Source organism: Clostridium grantii DSM 8605, assembly GCF_900129965.1.
In the GTDB taxonomy this organism is placed as follows: domain Bacteria; phylum Bacillota; class Clostridia; order Clostridiales; family Clostridiaceae; genus Clostridium_AF; species Clostridium_AF grantii.
Window position 1 is genome coordinate 25,055 of record NZ_FQXM01000014.1, and the last position, 16,900, is coordinate 41,954.

Below are 16,900 nucleotides of genomic sequence, written 5' to 3' on the forward strand. Positions count from 1 at the left end.
TTTATATATGAAGTGGTTTGCCAATAGACAAACCACTTCAATTAAAAACTTATAATAGGCTTAACCTTAATTTTTATAATCCTAATTTTGCTAAATTCTCTTCATATTTTCCTTGCTTATATTGAAGTAAGCCAGCAAAATCATAACTTTCTCTTTTTTCTATAAAAGCACTGAATATTTCATCAAATTCTTCATCAGAACCTGCTAATAATAGTTTTGGAAGAGTTTCGCCCCAAAGATTACTGATTTTTGTACTATTGATACCTTCTGTTGTATCACCTGCTGGGTTTATATTATCAAATTGAGCATAGCTTACAGTTTTACCTTTTGTCCAGTCTTCCATTTGTTTAAATGGTTCTGCTGTTTCTGGTGTCCATTGTAGCATCATATTTGTATCCATTAGCATCCAGAAAGTATTAGATGCTCCATATTGTTTATCAAATGCTGTTCTATCAGAATTCAATAATTCTAAAACTTCAGGTTTAAATTGATCTTTTCCATCTATGTTTTGCCATGTAATTCCTTCTTGTCCTAAGAAAACATCCTTTTGTCCTTCTTCACTTATAAGATAAGTTAAGAATTCAATAGCTCTTTCAGGATCTTCACAAGATTTAGAAATCAATGTTACTGTCCATCCTGAAATTCCATCTCCTGAAAGTCTAGCTTCATCGCCAGCACTGTTAGCTGGTCCATCAACTGCAATATAAACTGATTCAGGATCATTTTGATAAAGGGCTTGTTCTGGTGCTGCCATATCACTTCTTTGATAAAGCATTGCAAAATATCTTCCTTGTGCAATCTTTTCTTCCATTTGAGGTCTTTGATCTATAAATACATCTTGAGATAAAAGACCTAGTTCATTTGCTTCTCTAAAAGTTTTTAACCAAGATATATATTCTGGATCTGTAGTAACATCATATAATTTTCCATCTTTTTCTCTAGGAATAGCTAAAAAGTTTTGTAAATAATCTTCTAAAGAATAGTTTCCTGCTTCAGTAAATTGGTGTAATCCTAATGGTATTATTGGCTGTCCGTTTACTTCTGGGAACATTTCTTTAGCTGCTTCTAAAGCTGCTAAAAAACCTTCTTGTGTACTCATATCTGGACTTCCAATAGCTTCATACATATCTTTTCTAACTAAAAAAGTTTGATTTGAAGGTTTAATGTCACTATATTTTTCAAAATCCTCTGGTGATGATGAAGCATTTGGATATTGATAAACGTTACCATTTTCTTCAGTATACCATCCTAATTTTTTATCATCAGCTACTTTGAAGAAATAAGGGTCATATTCATCAGCTAATTCATTAAGTGCATAAACTAAATCTCCTTCAATCATTTTATCTACGCCATCTTCCCACCAACCTAAAGTTAGTATATCTGGAAGATCACCAGATGCAATAAGAGTATTAAGTTTTTCATTTTCATTTCCAGCAGGAACTATGTAATTAACGTTTACTCCTGTTTTTTCAGTAATATATTTAGAAGTTGTATCTACTCCCCATTGGTTTGCAAACCAAGAAAAGTTTAAATACCAATCAAATGTTATAGGGTCTGTATCAGCCTTCCAGCCAGGTTCATCTGCATTTGACACTGTTGTAGTTTCTCCAGAAGAAGCTTGGTCATTTGTAGTATTTTTGCTACCACAACCTGCTAATACTGAAGTCAATAAAACAACACTTAAAGCAGAAGTAATAATTTTTGATAATGTCTTTCTTTTCATTGATAATTCCCCCTTGTATAAAATAGTATATATTATTTATTTAAATTAGCCAAAATTAAATTTTGGCTAATAAAGTGCTTATTAACCTTTTACTCCGCCTAACATCATTCCTTTAACAAAATACTTTTGAAGGAATGGATAAACACAAACAATTGGTGCTGTTGTAACAACCATAGTAGCAAGTTTAATTGATGATGAAGTTGTAGTTTTCACAACTCCTGTAGCTGTCAAATTAGACATTTGATTACCACTAGATTGAGCAACAATTCTAAAAAGATATGTTTGTATAGGTTGTAAATTTGCATCATTCACAAAAATTATACCTGCAAAATAGTCGTTCCATTGGTATACCCCATGGAAAAGTGCAATAGTTGCAAAAACTGGCATAGATAAAGGTATAATAACTTTAAGAAAGATTTTAAACTCATTTGCTCCGTCAATCATAGCTGCTTCTTCTAAACTGATAGGCATTTCTCTAAAGAAAGCAGTAAAAATAATTAAATCGTAGAAACTAAAAGCTGCTGGTATAATATATACCAAGAAATTATTTAATAAACCTAAATCTCTAAGTAATAGATAATAAGGGATTAAACCGCCACTGAAGAATAGTGTTATAAGTCCCAAAGTTAAATATAGTTTTCTACCAATAAGTTCTTTTTTTGATAAAGCATATGCCACCATGGCAGTGAAAAATACATGTACAATTGTTCCAATTAATGTTTTAGCTACTGTTACCCCTAATGATTGTATAATACCCGTATTAGCAAAAACAGCTTTATAATTATCTAAGCTAAATTGTCTAGGAAACCAATAAATTCCACCTTGCATTGCATCCATACCATCATTAAAAGAATTCACTACTACATACCATATTGGATAAATAGTCACAAAACATATACTAAGCATAATCAATACATTAATAACATCAAAAATCCCGTCTGCTTTTGTTTTTCTTTTAAACATATTTATCTTCATAAACTCACCCCCTAAAAAATTCCAGTTCCATTTAACTTTTTACTTCCTAGATTTGCAGAAAATAATAGTATAAACGCTATGATTGATTTAAATAAACCAACTGCTGTAGCATAAGAGAATCTAGCATTTTGAATACCCATTGTATAAACATAAATATCAACAACATTACTTGAACTAATATTTAATGAATTTTTCAAAACAAGAATTTGATCAAAGTTTGCATTCAATAATCCGCTTATTGCTAGTATAAAAAGAATTGAAATTGTTGGAGTTATTGATGGAAGTGTTATTGAAAACATTCTTCTAAATCTTCCTGCTCCATCAATTGTTGCTGCTTCATACATTTCAGGATCTATCCCCGCAATAGCTGCCAAATAAATTATTGCAGACCAGCCAAGTTCTTTCCATATATCAGAGACTACTGCTATTCCCCAGAAATATTCTGCTTTTGCTAAATAGTTAATTCTTTCAGAACTTAATCCTAAACCCATAAGAATGTTATTTATAATTCCCACATCCGAAAGCCAGTTCATTAATATTCCGCCTAAAACAACCCAAGATAGAAAATGAGGTAAATAAGATATAGTTTGTACAGATTTTTTAAATCTTACAGAAGTAATCTCATTAAGTAAAAGTGCAAACATTATTGGTAAAGGAAAGCCTATAATTAATTTAAAAAAACTAATTCCAATAGTATTTTTCATAATAAGCCAAAAATTATCATCTGCAAAGAACTCTGTAAAATGCATAAATCCTACCCAAGGTGCTGCTGAGATTGGTTTGACAATATTATATTGTTTGAATGCGATTACAATCCCCGCCATGGGTATGTAGTTAAATATAAGCATCCATATTACTCCAGGGATAGCCATAGCAAGAAGATATCTTTGACTATATAGTTTTTGACGAAAATCTTTAGTTTTTTTAGCATTTGTCATTTTAGAATTTACTTGAAGATCATTTTGCATTTTTTATCTCCTTTCAAAAGATATTGTTATCATCTAAATACATTATAATTCTTTGATAACGTTTTTTTAATGTGTGGAAATTCGTATTAAGTGTTCATTTTTCGGTTTTGATTATTTTGGTTTTCTATATTTGTATTTTAATCCACCTTTATATTTGTAGATTCTTTTTTAAATAGGAAATAAACAATTCCTATAGATTTAAACCTGTGTTATTATTAAATTAATATAAAAAAATAAACGTTGACATATTTTGTTGACTCTTGGAGGTAAATATGATTAAACTAATGGCAGACTCGACTTGTGATTTATCTGATGAAATTCTAGAAAAATACGATATAAGTTTAGCTCCTTTAAGTATTTTAATAGAAGGTAAAACCTATAAAGATAGGCTGGATATTTCACCAGATGAGTTTTATAGTATTATAGATGAACTTGATGAAAATCCCACTACTTCAATGCCTAGTCCCCCTGAATATGTAAAGATTTTTGAAGAAGCTATTGAAAAAGGTTACGATGAAATACTTTGTATATCTATGTCCAGTGGGACAAGTGGTTCTTACCAATCAGCAGAACTTGCAAAAGATTACTTTTTTGAATCTAATCCTGATTCAAAAGTTCGTATTTATATTGTAGATTCTAAATGCATGAGTCACGGAAGTGGATGGCTTCTTTTAAAAACCGCTCGATTAAGAGAAAAAGGTTCCACCTTTGAAGAACTAATAGATTTCGCTGAAATGTTTAAAACTAATGTTAAACATTATCTAGCTGTTAATGATTTAGATAATCTAATTAAAAGTGGACGATTATCTAATGCCAGTGCTATGATCGGTAAATTATTAAAAATAAATCCAATAATGTCCATGAAAAATGGAAAGGGTGCAATTGTTGCAAAAGAACGTGGTAGAAAAAAAGTTCTAAAGCATTATGTTGATAATCTTATAACTAGAATTAATTTAGAAATTTCAGACTTTTTAATAATTGGCTACACCTCTGATAAATTAATAGCAGAGAATCTTAAGAATAAAATTCTAAAAGAAGCTGATTATTCTGGTGAAATATTTATTATGCAAATGGGTGTTTCTGTAGGAACTCATGTAGGTCTTGGCGGTATATCTTTGTATTTTGTTGAAAAAAGCAATAAAAAAGATGGTTTACTTATTAATGAAATTCATAGCCTTGTTGAAAAGAAAAATGATTTACTAAAAATAAAGGATGACTTATTTGAAAAAAATAGTGAAAAATTTGAAGATATGAAAGAAGAGCTTACTGAAATAAAAAAAGAAATCTTAGAAAAGAAAAATGAATTCTTCAAGAAAAAAGATGGTGTGTTTGAAGAAAAGAAACAAGATTTTATAGAAAAAAGAAATGAATTTTTTGAGAAATTGAAAAAATAAATGAATATTTGATTAACAATTCTAAAATTTTCTTTTACTCCTTTGTCCATGAAAAGCAGCATACAAAAACCACTTTAATATATTCAGTGGTTTTTGTATGCTGTTTTTTTCGTTTTCATATGAAAAATAAAGCTTTTATTATTCAACAATAAGCTTATAATCCAATCAATCTTTTCCATTATTGTAAATCAGCTCCTACCCCCTATAAACTATCTTTTCTTTATGTATACAAAATGTTAATAATTTAATTATTGACTGGTAGTCATAATTGTTATATAAATATACGTAACGATAAAAATTTATGTCGGATATATTGAATAATACTATTCAATGTTAAGCATGTGGATTTATTTCTCATGTATTTTTTAGAAGGAGTGATTAAATGGATTTTTTAAAAGTTGCAGGAAGTGATATCAAAGGCATTTTTAAAAATAGGTTTATAAGAATATCTATTATCGCCATCATAATAGTGCCTCTTATGTATAGCTTATTGTATCTTTATGCCTTTTGGGATCCCTATAGTCAATTATCAGAATTACCTTTTGCCATTGTAAATCAAGATATAGGTACGGTGGTTGATAATGATGATGTTAACTATGGGAACGACATTATAGAAAACTTAAAAACCGACGATCAAATGGGTTGGGAATTTGTAGACTATGATGAAGCTATGGATGGTTTAAATAAGGCTGAGGGAGGTTATTATGGAGTTTTCATTATTCCTGAAAATTTTTCAGAGAATATTTTAAGTGCAAAAGACTCTTCACCTATTCAACCTAAAATCATATATAGTTCCAATAATAAAAAGAATTTTATAACTTCTCAAATCAATAGTAGTGTTGTTCTAAAATTAAAAGAGAACATAGTAAAAAACATTACTAAGGAATATACAAAAGTTACTTTTGAGAGTTTATACGATTTAAAAGATGGATTAATTGCTGCAGCTGACGGAAGTGGACAACTTACAGAGGGTTTAAATGAAGCAAAGGATGGCTCCTATGAACTAAATGATGGATTAAGTTTATTAAAAGAAAAAATACCTAGTTTAGAAGAAGGGGTATCAGATTTATCAAATGGGGCTTCTGCTTTATATACAGGCATTAGTACCACTAGTGTAGATGCTTCTGGTTCACCTTTAGGCTTAAAAAATGGTATTTCAATGCTATCAACTGGTTTAAACTCAGCTAAAACTGGGGCAAATGACTTGAATTCAGGTGCAAGTCAAATATTACAAGGCGTAGAAACTGTTGGTGCTGGACTAGATAGTTTAAATAATGCTGTGAGTGTTGGTAGTGATACAACTCCAAGTTTAACTTCTGCATTAGAGTCCATATACTCTGGAGTTACAAATACTAGTGCAGGACTTGGTTCAGCAGTAACTCAATTAAATGTAGCTGTTAACACTGGTTCAAGTAGTCAACCAAGTTTAGTTAATGGTATGAGTTCTATTGAAGCTGGTACAAACAATATAGGTGCTACACTTACACAAGTACAAGCTCTTCTAAATAGTGGAGACGCAACTAGCATTGCACAAGCAAAGGGTATAGTAGCAGTTTTAGTTAATGAAACAACTACAAATTCTACAGATCCTTTGAAACCAACTTATTTAGATGGTGTACAATCTATTAATAAGGCTGTATCTAAACAATTAGCTCCTGGTATTAGTATGTTAAATGCTTCAGTTAATGGTGTAGATGGTATCAATCCTTTAAATGGCCAACCAACTTTAGTGGCAGGAGTAAGCAAAGTATATTCTGCAGTTACAGATTCAAAGAATGGACTTGCAAGTGGTGTTGCTATGCTAAATGCCGCTGTTAATACTGGATATAATGGTAATCCTAGCCTTATATTAGCTATGACATCATTAAAAGATGGAACTGCTGCATTGTCATCAGGAATTTCTACAGCAACTAGTGCAAGTAATAGTCTTTTATCTGGAGCCGATAAGTTAGCCGATGGTTCAAAACAATTGCAAGAAGGTTTAGTAACATTAAATTCTTCAGTTCCTGAATTAGCAGATGGAGTTACAAAATTATATGATGGTTCTACTTCTCTTAATGAAGGCATGGAAAAATTGTTTGATGGATCACAAGAATTAAATGATAAATTACAAGAAGGTGCTACTGATATTAGCGATAGCTTAGTTAATACTCCAAGTGCTATGGGGGAATATGTATCTGAACCTGTTATAATTACAGATGATGCAATAAACCCTGTAACAAAATATGGAGAAGGTTTTGCTCCATACTTCATACCATTATCCCTTTGGGTTGGTGTTATGTTAATGTTCTTTATCATTACAGATAAAGTTTCCGGTGATTTAAATGTTGGATCTGCTTCATTAGTTACTGGTAAATTCTTATCTTATGCTTTTATTGGCTTACTTCAAGCCGTTTTAGCTAGTGTTGTAGTTTTATTTTTAGGATTACGACCAAACAATATAGTTATGTATTTTGTATTTAACATATTTATGTCTATGGTGTTCATTGGTATAATTCAATGCTTAGTGTTCCTTTTAGGAGAAGCCGGAAGACTTTTATCTATAGTATTATTAATTTTCCAATTAACATCTTGTGCTGGAACTTTTCCTTTAGAAGTTGTTCCTAAATTCTTCAAAGTATTATATCCTTATATGCCATTTACTTATTGTGTATCAGCTTTAAGAGAAATAATATCTGGATCTAATAATGCAGTAATTATGAAAGATATTTTAATCTTAGCCGCTGTTCTTCTAGTTTCAGTATCAGCATCAGTTATATTGAAACAACATGCAGATAAGGTTCACGAAAAAGTAAGATTAAAAAAAGACAACTTAGTTTATTAATTCAAAATGATATAAAAACACTCTTTCAATTTGAAAGAGTGTTTTTATATCATTTATTTAGATATGATTTTTATAAATAAAACTTTTAAATAGTTACCTTCTGGAAATTTATCTGTTACTGCAAAATCTTTAGGTAATTGATATTCCTCTACAATTTCATAAAGTTTTTTTGATTCAATAAAAGCTTCATCAATAAACTTTTTGAATTTAATCATATTAAAGGTACTACAGTTAGTGGATGCCACAATTACTCCCTCATCACTAGTGATTTCAATTGTTTTTTTAACTAAATCTTTATAATCTCTAGCTGCACTAAAGCTACTCTCACTTGATGTAGCAAAACTTGGTGGGTCCAGAATAACCACATCATATTTTATATTGTTTTTTTTCGCATACTTAAAGTATACAAACAAATCTTCAACAATTATACTATGTTTATTAGGGTCTATATCATTGATATTAAAATTTTCTGTAGTTTTATCTAAACTCCTTTTTGCTAAATCAATACTTGTAGTAGTTGCTCCCCCTTTTGCTGCAAACATAGAAAAAGCTCCTGTATAAGAGAAAGTATTTAATACACTTTTATTATTTGAATATTTATTTTTAATAGAATTTCTTACTTCCTTTTGATCCAAAAATACTCCTACCATAGCTCCATCATTAAGATATATTGCAAACTTAACATTATTTTCTTTAACTATAAGAGGTTCTGGTGCTTTTCTTCCTGTTAAATAACTATCCTCATCTAAAACCATACCATTTTCATCAAATCTCTTTTTTTCATACATTCCATGAAAAGGTACTAATGCTTTTATTGCTTTTATTATATTATCTTTAAAAGCATATATTCCCAAACTATACCAAGTCAAAAGATAAAAACCATCAAAGTAATCTATGGTAAGGCCACCTATTCCATCTCCTTCACCATTAAAAACTCTAAAAGCAGTTGTGTCTTTGGAATAATAAAATTCTTTTCTTTTAGACAGAGCATTTCTAAGTTTATCATAAAAAAATTTATAATCTAATGAGCTTTTACTGCTATTACTTAAAACCCATCCGCATCCTTTATTTTGGTTACCATAATAACCTCTTCCTAAAAAAACATTCTTTTTATCTATAAGCTTTACTATTTGGCCTTCTTTTTTTAAATCCTTTGTACTCTCTACGGCTTCTTTAAGAATTAATGGATACCCATTCTTATATTTATTTGTAAACTCTTTTTTTACTACAAGTGTTGTTTCAATCATAATATACCATCCTAAACTATTTTTATTGTATTACATCATTCAGTAATTATAACATATATGTATCTATATGCCCAATACAAGTACTCATAAAAACCATTAGTATTAATGAAACCATCAAAATACTTTGTATTATTTTTACTATTATGATATACTTTTATAGAATTTTGTTAGAAATATAACTATTTGCTATATTTCATATATCAAAAATATAGGGAGGTATTACATATGTACCCTGATTTAAAAAAAGAATATTTTCTTGAAGGAAATGATATTGCTTGCATTTTAATTCATGGTTTTACTGGTACACCAGCTGAGCTTAGAGAGTTGGGCGAAAAAATCCACGAAAAAGGATTTACTGTAAGTGGAATAACCCTAGCCGGTCATGGAACAAAAGCTGAAGATATGCTTAATAATGTTTTCATGGACTGGGTAAATTCAGCATTAAAAGAATACCATAAATTAAAAAAACAATACAAAGAAGTTTATTTGATCGGTCACTCCATGGGCTCTTTGATTTCCATGTATATTGCTGAGAATTACCAAGTAGATAAATTAATATTATTATCTCCTCCTATTGTTCAAAAAAATAAATCCACAAAATATGCAGGTATAATAAGACATTTTGTTAAATACAGCAAGTGGTCCCAAAGAGATATTCCATCCCATCAGCTAGAATATCTTTTAGGTTATGATAAATTTCCCATAAATAGCGTAAATGAACTTAACAAGTTGGCTGCAGTTGTAAAGAAAAGTTTATCTAAAATAACTTCTCCTGTGCTAATTGTTCATTCAAAAAATGATGCTATTGTAGACGATAAAAGTGTAGAAATAATTGCTAACCAGGTTTCTTCAAAAATTGTACAACCTGTTTTTCTTGAGACTAGTGGTCATTTAATAATGATAGAAGATGAAAAAGAAACAACTTTTAAAGCTGTTATTGATTTTTGCCATAATAAAGAAACAAACATAGCTTAGTTATGTTTGTTTTCTTAGTTGTAACATTTCGTTTTCTGTGAGATTTCGCCATGAGCCTGTTTCTAATCCATCTATTTTAATATTAAGAATTCTAATTCTCTTCAAACTAATGACATTATACCCAAAAGCTTTAGTCATTTTACGAATTTGTCTGTTAAGCCCTTGAGATAAAATAATTCGAAAAGTATCTTTATCAACTCTTATCACTTTGCAAGGCCTTGTCTTAACCCCAAAAATTTCAACCCCTGCAGACATGTTTATCATAAATTCATCCTCAAAGGGTTTATCAACAGTAACTAAATATTCTTTTTCATGCTCATTTGCCGCATCTGAAATAGTACTTGCCAGCTCTCCATCATTGGTCATTAGTATTAACCCTTCGGAGTCCTTGTCTAATCTACCTACTGGAAAGATATAGTCTGGATAATTTATAAAATCAATTATGTTATTTTTAACTTCCCTAGCAGCTGTGCAAGTAACTCCTACAGGTTTATTTAAAACTATATAAACCTTTTTTTTTACTGGAACAACCTTATCGTCAACTAGAATTTCATCTGTTTCTTTTATCCATTGTCCAATATTGCAATACTCTTTATTAACCTTAATTCTATTTTCTTCAATTAATCTATTGGTTTCTTTCCTTGAACAAAAACCTGCATTGCTTAAAAATTTATTTATTCTAATAACTTTTTCATCCATTAAGTCTATACTCCAGTTCTAACCTTATTATAAGCATAATCAAGTGCTGCTTCTAAATTATTATTGTTTTTGCCCCCACCCTGTGCTGCAAAATCACTTCCGCCGCCTTTTCCATCAATTAAGGTAATGGCATCCTTTAAAAGATTATTCATGCTTATAAATTTTATATCTTTAGAACACATAAATAAAAGGTTTGCTTTCTCTTGATCTTTTATAGCAAATAAAACTATAATACCAGGAAACTCCACTAGTTTCTTAGCTAAAAGATTGATGTATTTTAAATCTTCATTCTCATATACAATTTTTAAAATTTTAATGTTATTTTCGCTTTCACAATTATTTATCATATTTTGTATTTCATAATCAGCAACCTTAGTTTTTAAAAGGGCATTTTCTGATCTAGCATTGTTTATTTCATTAGATATGGAATCCACCTTTGTAATTATATCACTTTCATCGCATTTAAAAGCTTTAGTTATTTTAGCCATTAATTCAAATTTAGAAACATAATCTAAAACTGCTGAATTTCCACAAATAAAATGAATTCTACTTCCTTTACCTTGCTTTTCATATTTATTTACTTTTACCATTTGTATCTCAATTGTTGACTTAGGCAAAATACCTTCACTAATAAAAGCAGTGAAATCTTTAATCTTTGCCACTCTAACTTCATCATTTTTATTTTTAGTATTTTTTTGAATTGATAGCTTTTTTAGTTCTTTCTTATTAGGATAAATCATTTCAACAGCTATATTCTTAAAAATTATTTCATTCACCATTTCTTCTACTTTTTTTATTTGAGTTTCATCCACCTGACCATTAAGGTCTATATAATTATAATTACTTTTTTCTGGATTATCACTAGCTTTTATGTTAAATAACTCCGAAAAATAAGTAACAAGCAAATTCCACGCCAAATGTTTTTGCATATAAGTATATCTTTTTTCCCAATCAATACTACACTTAACTCTATGAATTTTATTTGGTTTTGTTTTAATTACATGATAAATTGTATTTTCCTCTTCATAAACTCTTGTTACTAATACTTCATTTATAAATCCGGTATCCCCTTGATTATCTAAAGAACCTGGATAAAAATTAGTTCTATCTAATTCAATATGATACTCATTATTTTTTTCAACTACATTAATAATTTCAGCAACAAATTCTTTTTCATATGGATTTTCATAATATATTTTTTGCACAAAATCAACTCCCTTATTTGCTTATTATATTTTATCATAGAATCACAAACTATGTATCCACAAAAACATTATACTTTTTTCTTTTTGAGCTTAAGTTGACACAAAGCATTAAATTGATTATGCTTATAAAAGAATTTCTTTTGTAAAGGATGTAGATAAAATGAGAAAAATACATATTGATTTAGAATTACTTGTTCAATCATTTACCTTTGATGATGAAGGCTTAGGCAAAGAATACTTAAACACAAATAATGGTGATATTATAAATATTCCAGATGATATTGAGAAAGTAGTTTTAGGAGAGTTAAGTGAAGATAATCTGCCAGATTGGAAAAAGGATTTATTAGAGGATGCTTATATTATAGGCGCAGATATAGAAAATCGTTATGTTTTAATACCTAAATTAGAAACCACTTTTTCAAATGAAGATATAAAATATTTTATATTAAAAAACATTTCTGATTCAAATTTATCAGCCACTCTTTTTAAAACTCTTGAAGATGATAATCCAATAAAAAGTTTTAAGTATGCTTTAAGTAATTATCCACAAATTTTAGATGCTTGGTATGATTATGAGGATTCTAAAAGAATTGAGCAAGCTAATGAATGGTTAAAAACTTTAGGATTAAAAGCAATTTAAAAAAACCACTAAAAGTAAAAAACGCTTTTAGTGGTTTTCTTATATTATTATTTATTCTAATATTATGAAGCTGTTTTTCTAAACTGGCTGTTGTATAACTTGTAATAAAATCCTTTATTATCAATCAAAGATTCATGTGTACCTTTTTCAATAATTTCTCCATTATTAATAACCAAAATCATATCTGCCTCTTTTATTGTACTAAGTCTATGAGCAATTACGAAACTAGTACGATCTTTCATAAGATTAAGCATAGCTTGTTGAATATGAACTTCCGTTCTTGTATCTACACTGCTAGTAGCTTCATCCAGAATCAATATTGAAGGGTCTGCTAAAATCGCTCTCGCAATTGCTAGTAGTTGCCTTTGTCCCTGACTTAAATTACTTCCCTCTTCCGAAAGTTTTGTATCATAACCTTGTGGAAGATGTGTTATAAAGTGATGGGCATTGGCTAGCTTTGCAGCTTTTTCAACTTCTTCATTGGTTGCATTTAATCTACCATATCTTATATTTTCTTTTACAGATTCAGAAAAAAGATAAGTATCTTGCAATACAATTCCTAATTTACTTCTTAAACTGTTTTTTTTAATATCTTTTATATTGACTTTATCAATCAAAATTTCCCCACTATCTATATCATAAAAACGAGTTAAAAGATTAATAATAGTAGTTTTTCCTGCTCCAGTAGGACCTACTAAAGCAATGGTATCTCCTTGTTTAGCTGTAAAATTTGCATTTTTTAATACTTTTACATTTTTGTTATATCCAAAATCCACATTTTTAAACTCTATATTTCCTTTAACTTCTTTTAATTCCAAAGCATTCTTTTTATCAATAAAGTCAGGCTTTTCATCCATAGTTTCAAATACTCTTTCCGCTCCGGCTATTGCTGACTGTATAGTATTATATAAGTTTGCAATCTGATTTAAAGGTCTTCCAAACTGTTTTGAATAGTTTAAAAATGCTGCAATAATTCCTACACTAACCAAACCTTCAACAGCCATATAGCCACCTACCCCAGCTATAATAGCAAAACTTAAATTATTTATTAAATTCATGCTTGGACCCATGAATCCCGAAAAAATTTGTGCTTTCACAGAGGCTTCTCTTAATTTTTCATTAATTTTTTTGAAATTTTTAATGGTTTCCTCTTCTTTGCAATATACTTTTACAACTCTTTGAGCCGTTAATGTTTCTTCAATCATACCATTTAAGCTACCTAAATTCATTTGTTGCTGCCTAAACTTATCTCTTGTATATTTTGCTATTCCTTTTGTCATAATAAATATAAGAGGTATAGTAAGCATACTTACAAAAGCTAATTGCCAACTTAAAAGTAACATCATTATCGTTACTGCAACCACTGATAAAATACTTGAAATAAGCTGTGTGATACTTTGTGATAAAGTACTATTTATATTTTCAATATCATTTGTAAGCCTACTCATAATTTCTCCATTAGATTTTTCATCAAAATATCTCAAAGATAAAGTTTGAAGATTTGAGAATAAGTCCTTTCTTAAATCTCTTACTACTAATTGAGAAACCTCTGCCATAATATAAGTTTGAACCCATGTTAATAATGCTGAAGTTGCTTGAACTCCTATCATTATTAAAGTCACATTTATCAAACCCTTAAGTATTTTTGGAACAATATAATCATCAATTGCTTTTGCAATAAGATATGGTCCTAAAAGGCCTAGTAATGTTGTAGCAATTACAAGAATAACTATAAAAACCAATTTGAATTTTTGTTTTGCTATATATGGCCATAAACGTTTCAATGTTCCTTTACTATCTTTAACTTTAACTTTTTCTTTCATAAATGAGCCTGGCCCATGACCTGGCCCTCTTCCTGGAAGTATACTCATATTAACTTGTTTGCTTTGATTTTTATTATTCTCCATAGAACTAAACCACCTCACTTAATTGAGATCTATAAATGTCTTTATATACTTCACTAGTTTTAATAAGCTCATTATGATTACCTGTAGCCACAATTTTACCTTCTTCTAGAACAATTATTTTATCAGCCTCTAAAACACTACTTATTCTTTGCGCCACCATTAAAACTGTTGTATTTATAAACTTATCTTTTAAAGCATTTTGAATAAATGCTTCAGTAGTTACATCAACGGCACTAGTACTATCATCTAAAATAAGAATAGAAGGTTTTGTAATCAACGCTCTTGCAATGGCAATACGTTGTTTTTGTCCCCCTGATAAATTTACTCCTCTTTGCCCCAAATTAGTTTCATATCCATTCTGAAATTCTTTAATAAATTTATCTGCTTCAGCGGCAGCTGATGCTTCTACTACTTCCTCAAAAGAAGCCTGTGGTTTTCCATATTTTATATTATCTAAAATTGTACCAGAAAAAAGTATAGTTTGTTGCATAACCATTCCTATATGCTTTCTTAAATTTTTACTTTTAATCTTTCTTATGTTTTTGCCATCTATTGTTATTTCCCCTTGATCAACATCATATAATCTTGGAATAAGACTTACCAAAGTTGTTTTTCCTGAACCTGTTGCCCCAAGTATAGCTACAAATTCTCCTGGCATTGCAGTAAAACTTATGTTTTTTAAAATAGCTTCTTCTTTATCTCCACTATAACTAAATGATACATTATCAAATACTAATTTACCTTTCATTTGTTCAATTTCATGAGCATTTTCTTCATCAATAATATCAGGATTTGTATTCAACACTTCAAGAATTCTATTTGATGAAGCTTCAGCTTTTGAAACCATCATCAACATTGATGCTATCATTATTAAAGATGATAGCAATTGAAGAAGATAATTTATAAATGCCATAACCTCTCCTACTTGAAGTGAACCATCATTTACCTCAATTCCCCCAAACCACACTACTGCTATTACTCCTATATTAAGTAAAAACATCATAATTGGCATAATATAAGCCATTACTCTTGAAACTCTTATGGTTACATCCATTAAATCATCATTTGCATTACCAAATCTTTCTTCTTCATAATCTTTTCTGACAAATGCTTTTACCACTCTTATTCCAGCCAAGTTTTCCTGCATCACTCTATTTAATTTATCAAGCTTGTCTTGTACTATAATAAATAGTGGATATCCCTTTTTTATAACCATCACTAAACATAGAACTATAATAGGAACTATTACTACAAGAATAATTGATAGCTTAGGACTTATTATAAAAGCCATAATAAAACTTCCTATAATTTGAAATGGTGCTCTCACCATCATTCTCATGCCCATCATCATAATTTGCTGAACTTGAACTACATCATTTGTTAATCTTGTTATAAGATTTCCAGTTTCCAATCTGTCAATATTCCCAAAAGATAAACTTTGAACTTTTTCAAATAAATCATTTCTAATATCCGTGCCAGCATTAAAAGCTGCTATGGCCGAAAATGTACTACACCCAAATCCACCAATAAGTCCTATAAGCGCAACCCCTATCATAAGCATCAAGGTTTTAATAACATAATCCATATCCATATTTTGAATTCCTATATCAATAATCCTATGCATAAACAATGGTTGTAATAAATCCATTGAAACTTCCAAAAGCATTAAAAGTGGTGCTATAATTGCGAAAAGTAAGTATGGTTTTAAATATTTCGATATTTTTATCATAAAGATTCTCCTTAAATTTATACTTTACTAAATATTTTTTAAATTTATTTTCATAGAAATCAATAGTTTATTAAGTAAAAGTTTATCTTCCACAGAAAAATCTTTTAAAAGTTGTTCTTCTAATTTAAAATAAATTTTTTCAACTTCATTTTTTATGTTCTTCCCTTTTTCAGTTAAGTACACTCTTGATACTCTTAAATCATTATCATCTGGTTTGCTAAGAACAAAATCAGTATTCTCGAGTCTTTTGATCATCTTTGTAATTGTGGCAGGTTGAATATCTATGTTATCACATAACTCCTTCCTACTTCTTCCATCCTTTTCCCATAAAAGAAATAATACAGGTGGTTGCCCTCTATATAATCCTATTTTTTCAAGTTCAACATGTGTTTTATTAAAGGCAAGTTTACAAACACTCAAAAAAAAGTGATATAATTCCCCTGGTTTTTCCTTTTTATTCATTTTTTATTTTCCTTTCTTTACTTAATATTTAATAATAATATGCTTAGCCGGCTAAATATATTGTTATGGTATTATATTACTATATTCTCAATTATTTGTCTACACAATAGTTAAACCTCAATGAAAATTATTATCCCATTGAGGTTTATACC

13 protein-coding genes are annotated in these 16,900 nt (G+C 29.3%); 4 read left to right on the forward strand and 9 right to left on the reverse strand.

Features of this window, described 5'->3' with window-relative positions:
* Positions 1-73: 73 nt before the first annotated feature.
* From BUB83_RS12565 to BUB83_RS12575, 3 genes are all read right to left on the reverse strand, one after another.
* Positions 74-1,723, reverse strand: a complete 1,650-nt coding sequence (locus tag BUB83_RS12565) for an extracellular solute-binding protein (protein ID WP_073338822.1) — start codon at positions 1,721-1,723, stop codon at positions 74-76.
* A gap of 81 nt (positions 1,724-1,804) precedes the next feature.
* A complete protein-coding gene (locus BUB83_RS12570; RefSeq protein WP_200801473.1) occupies positions 1,805-2,698 on the reverse strand; it encodes a carbohydrate ABC transporter permease in 894 nt (297 codons plus the stop codon).
* Between the two features lie 11 nt (positions 2,699-2,709).
* Complete coding sequence (locus BUB83_RS12575; RefSeq protein WP_143160541.1) at positions 2,710-3,666, reverse strand: ABC transporter permease; 957 nt, start codon at positions 3,664-3,666, stop codon at positions 2,710-2,712.
* A gap of 272 nt (positions 3,667-3,938) precedes the next feature.
* Here BUB83_RS12575 and BUB83_RS12580 point away from each other — a divergent pair, with 272 nt between their 5' ends.
* Both BUB83_RS12580 and BUB83_RS12585 read left to right on the forward strand, forming a co-directional pair.
* A complete protein-coding gene (locus tag BUB83_RS12580) occupies positions 3,939-5,060 on the forward strand; it encodes a DegV family protein (RefSeq protein ID WP_084133553.1) in 1,122 nt (373 codons plus the stop codon).
* A gap of 382 nt (positions 5,061-5,442) precedes the next feature.
* On the forward strand, positions 5,443-7,884 hold the full coding sequence (locus BUB83_RS12585) for a YhgE/Pip domain-containing protein (RefSeq protein ID WP_073338823.1): 2,442 nt from the start codon (positions 5,443-5,445) through the stop codon (positions 7,882-7,884).
* Positions 7,885-7,937: 53 nt separating this feature from the next.
* Here the strand turns inward: BUB83_RS12585 and BUB83_RS12590 are convergent, their stop codons facing one another.
* Positions 7,938-9,131, reverse strand: a complete 1,194-nt coding sequence (locus BUB83_RS12590; RefSeq protein ID WP_073338824.1) for a class I SAM-dependent rRNA methyltransferase — start codon at positions 9,129-9,131, stop codon at positions 7,938-7,940.
* A 225-nt stretch (positions 9,132-9,356) separates the two neighbouring features.
* Here BUB83_RS12590 and BUB83_RS12595 point away from each other — a divergent pair, with 225 nt between their 5' ends.
* On the forward strand, positions 9,357-10,106 hold the full coding sequence (locus BUB83_RS12595; protein ID WP_073338825.1) for an alpha/beta hydrolase: 750 nt from the start codon (positions 9,357-9,359) through the stop codon (positions 10,104-10,106).
* Here BUB83_RS12595 and BUB83_RS12600 read toward each other — a convergent pair whose 3' ends face one another.
* Together BUB83_RS12600 and BUB83_RS12605 are read right to left on the reverse strand one after the other, a co-directional pair.
* Entirely contained in the window at positions 10,107-10,790 is a 684-nt protein-coding gene (locus BUB83_RS12600; RefSeq protein WP_073338895.1) for a pseudouridine synthase, read from the reverse strand.
* Positions 10,791-10,810: 20 nt separating this feature from the next.
* Complete coding sequence (locus tag BUB83_RS12605) at positions 10,811-12,010, reverse strand: alanyl-tRNA editing protein (protein ID WP_073338826.1); 1,200 nt, start codon at positions 12,008-12,010, stop codon at positions 10,811-10,813.
* A 160-nt stretch (positions 12,011-12,170) separates the two neighbouring features.
* Here BUB83_RS12605 and BUB83_RS12610 point away from each other — a divergent pair, with 160 nt between their 5' ends.
* Positions 12,171-12,650, forward strand: a complete 480-nt coding sequence (locus BUB83_RS12610) for a UPF0158 family protein (RefSeq protein WP_073338827.1) — start codon at positions 12,171-12,173, stop codon at positions 12,648-12,650.
* Between the two features lie 62 nt (positions 12,651-12,712).
* On the opposite strand, the gene BUB83_RS12615 is transcribed toward BUB83_RS12610, so the two are convergent.
* From BUB83_RS12615 to BUB83_RS12625, 3 genes are read right to left on the reverse strand one after another with little or no spacing between them, the layout of a single operon-like run.
* Positions 12,713-14,557 (reverse strand): ABC transporter ATP-binding protein, encoded by a 1,845-nt coding sequence (locus tag BUB83_RS12615; protein ID WP_084133554.1) that lies wholly within the window; start codon positions 14,555-14,557, stop codon positions 12,713-12,715.
* Between the two features lie 4 nt (positions 14,558-14,561).
* Positions 14,562-16,286, reverse strand: a complete 1,725-nt coding sequence (locus BUB83_RS12620) for an ABC transporter ATP-binding protein (RefSeq protein ID WP_073338828.1) — start codon at positions 16,284-16,286, stop codon at positions 14,562-14,564.
* Between the two features lie 27 nt (positions 16,287-16,313).
* Complete coding sequence (locus tag BUB83_RS12625; RefSeq protein WP_073338829.1) at positions 16,314-16,748, reverse strand: MarR family winged helix-turn-helix transcriptional regulator; 435 nt, start codon at positions 16,746-16,748, stop codon at positions 16,314-16,316.
* Between the last annotated feature and the right edge of the window lie 152 nt (positions 16,749-16,900).

Coding starts and splice junctions, on each gene's coding strand:
- BUB83_RS12580 (WP_084133553.1), top strand. CDS start 3,939: ATGATTAAACTAATGGCAGACTCGACTTGTGATTTATCTGATGAAATT.
- BUB83_RS12595 (WP_073338825.1), top strand. CDS start 9,357: ATGTACCCTGATTTAAAAAAAGAATATTTTCTTGAAGGAAATGATATT.
- BUB83_RS12590 (WP_073338824.1), bottom strand. CDS start 9,131: ATGATTGAAACAACACTTGTAGTAAAAAAAGAGTTTACAAATAAATAT.
- BUB83_RS12610 (WP_073338827.1), top strand. CDS start 12,171: ATGAGAAAAATACATATTGATTTAGAATTACTTGTTCAATCATTTACC.
- BUB83_RS12620 (WP_073338828.1), bottom strand. CDS start 16,286: ATGATAAAAATATCGAAATATTTAAAACCATACTTACTTTTCGCAATT.
- BUB83_RS12565 (WP_073338822.1), bottom strand. CDS start 1,723: ATGAAAAGAAAGACATTATCAAAAATTATTACTTCTGCTTTAAGTGTT.
- BUB83_RS12585 (WP_073338823.1), top strand. CDS start 5,443: ATGGATTTTTTAAAAGTTGCAGGAAGTGATATCAAAGGCATTTTTAAA.
- BUB83_RS12575 (WP_143160541.1), bottom strand. CDS start 3,666: ATGCAAAATGATCTTCAAGTAAATTCTAAAATGACAAATGCTAAAAAA.
- BUB83_RS12625 (WP_073338829.1), bottom strand. CDS start 16,748: ATGAATAAAAAGGAAAAACCAGGGGAATTATATCACTTTTTTTTGAGT.
- BUB83_RS12570 (WP_200801473.1), bottom strand. CDS start 2,698: ATGAAGATAAATATGTTTAAAAGAAAAACAAAAGCAGACGGGATTTTT.
- BUB83_RS12615 (WP_084133554.1), bottom strand. CDS start 14,557: ATGGAGAATAATAAAAATCAAAGCAAACAAGTTAATATGAGTATACTT.